Origin of the sequence: Brevundimonas vesicularis, from assembly GCF_900445985.1 — a bacterium.
Classification (GTDB): Bacteria; Pseudomonadota; Alphaproteobacteria; order Caulobacterales; family Caulobacteraceae; genus Brevundimonas; species Brevundimonas vesicularis_D.
This window is the reverse complement of the sequence record NZ_UAQP01000025.1, coordinates 1-2,357: the sequence shown is the minus strand read 5'-3', so window position 1 is coordinate 2,357 and position 2,357 is coordinate 1. Positions and strand designations below refer to the sequence as shown.

Annotated in this window: 2 protein-coding genes; both read left to right on the top strand. The window is 52.1% G+C overall.

The window, feature by feature from the left end:
- Positions 1 to 150 precede the first annotated feature (150 nt).
- Positions 151 to 2,136: an ATP-dependent DNA helicase gene (locus DT343_RS18445; RefSeq protein WP_112863914.1), complete on the top strand. Its 1,986-nt coding sequence runs from the start codon at positions 151 to 153 to the stop codon at positions 2,134 to 2,136.
- Positions 2,120 to 2,357: tRNA (adenosine(37)-N6)-threonylcarbamoyltransferase complex dimerization subunit type 1 TsaB (gene tsaB, locus DT343_RS18440; RefSeq protein WP_181669239.1), on the top strand; the 238-nt coding region annotated here is incomplete at its 3' end. The genes DT343_RS18445 and tsaB, both read left to right, overlap by 17 nt.

The window sequence follows — 2,357 nt, the reverse complement described above, 5'->3', positions numbered from 1 at the left end:
GGCAATAACAGCGTGATGCGCAAAAGCTGGTCTTTGATTGCCAATGCGCGCAAGGCATTAGGCGATAATCAAGGCGCAATTGCGGCATCGGAAAAAAGCCGCTTCTTTCTAAATTTTAAGTACCATCCGTGTCGATTTTAGAGCCATATTTTGCCCCGCAAGGGGCTTTTGGCGTCTTTGGTGGACGGTTATCAGCCGCGCGAAGGGCAGCAGCAATTGGCAGAAGCGGTTTTCAATACCTTAAACGCCGACAGTGTCCTGCTTGCCGAAGCCGGCACCGGCACCGGCAAAACCTTTGCCTATCTTTTACCGATTCTGTTAAGCGGCAAAAAAGCCTTGGTTTCGACTGCGACGAAAACCCTGCAAGAACAAATTTTCAGCAGCGATTTGCCCTTAGTGCGCAAATTGCTCGCCAGTCCTGCCAAAGTGGCCTTACTGAAAGGGCGGAGCAATTATTTCTGCCATTATCATTATGGCAAATGGCAGGAAAGCGGCGCGAATTCCCCAATCGATCGCGCGCAAAGACGGCGCGTGGAAACCTTTATCGACCGCAGTTTGGACGGCGATTTGGTCGCTTTGGAGCTTGCCGAAGACGATCCCGTGCGCCAGCGCATCAGCAGCACGGCCGACAATTGCTTGGGACGCGACTGCGAATTTTTTGAAGAATGCTTTGTTCAAAAAGCGCGACAGAAAGCCAAAGAAGCGGATGTGGTGGTTGTCAATCATCATCTGCTTTTGGCGGATTTCGCTTTAAAAAGCGACGGCTTTGCGGAAATTTTGCCGGATATTGAAGCCTTTATCATTGACGAGGCGCATCATCTGCCGCAGACGGCGGTTAATTTCTTAGGCGAACGTTTTTCCTCACGCCAAGTGCAGTTATTTTTAGAGGAATTGCAGGCGGCGCAATTAGCCGATGCCCCTGATGCCTTGGAATTGCAAAAACAGATTGCATTGAGCCATCAAGGTTTGAATCAATTATTAAGCGAGCTGAAAAATCAGGTCGGCTTATTTGGCGAACAGCAGAGCGGCCGCGTAAGCGCCGGCAATCAATATTATGACGGCGAAGAATTGCGCGGCTTAAATGTTTTTTGGACGGCGCTGCAGGCTTTGGCGGAATGTTTGGCGGCACTCGATGCGAGCTTGAGTCCGCATCATGAGCGGAGCAAGCTCTTGGCGACTTTGGCGGAGCGTTTGGGCGAATTGCGCAGTTTGCTGATTCGTTTTTTAGATGAATTTCATCATGATAAAGCAGCATCCGATGAGAACGAAGAGAGCAATGCTTTAACGGATACCGCGCAATGGCTGGATGTGGGGCAGCGTTCCTTTGTGCTCAATGCGGTGCCGGTTAATGCGGCGAGCAAATTTGCGCAATGGATTAGTCAGTCGCAGGCAGCTTGGTGTTTTCTTTCCGCCACCTTGGCGGTGGATAATAAATTCGACCATTTCCGCCGCGAATTGGGCTTGGGGCAGAATGTGCAAACCCTGCTGCTGGGCAGTCCTTTTAACTACCGTCTGCAATCTCTGCTTTATCATCCGCCGCAATTGCCGCCTCCGAATGCCGAGCATTACACCGCCGCTTTGATGCAAGCCGCATTGCCGGTGCTTAAACGTAGCAAAGGGCGCGCCTTTTGCCTGTTTACCAGTTATCGTGCCATGCATGAGGCGAAAGCCTGTCTGGAAGACGAGGATTTCACGCTTTTCGTGCAGGGAGAAATGCCGAAAACGCAATTATTAAGCGAATTTCGCCGTAGTGAGCGTGGTGTACTGCTGGCTACTGCCAGTTTTTGGGAGGGTGTGGACGTACGCGGCGACCGCTTGGTCTGCGTCGTGATTGACAAATTGCCTTTTGCCGCGCCCAATGATCCGGTAACCAAAACGCGGCACCGTCTGTTGGAAGAAAAAGGACTGTCGCCTTTTATTCACGACAGCCTGCCGCAGGCGGTAATCACGCTCAAACAAGGCGTGGGACGTTTGATTCGCGACAGTGCCGATTACGGCGTATTATTGATCGGCGATCCGCGTCTGACCGGCAAGGGCTACGGCAAGATTTTTCTCGACAGTTTGCCACGCATGACTCGCACCACCGATTTATCCATTGTTGACCGTTTCTTTACTTATCATGAACCATCATCCTGATTTATCGCGCCCGCTGTTGGCGATTGACACTTCCACGCCTGCCGCTTCCGCCGCCCTGCGTTGCCAAGGCATCATTACGGCGGAATGTCATCAAGGGCATGCCAAGCATACCGAAGTGCTGTTGCCGATGATTGATCGCCTACTGCAGGCGGCGGGACTGAATATCGCCGATTTGGGCGGTATCATCATCAGCGCAGGACCGGGGGCGTTTACGGGTTTGC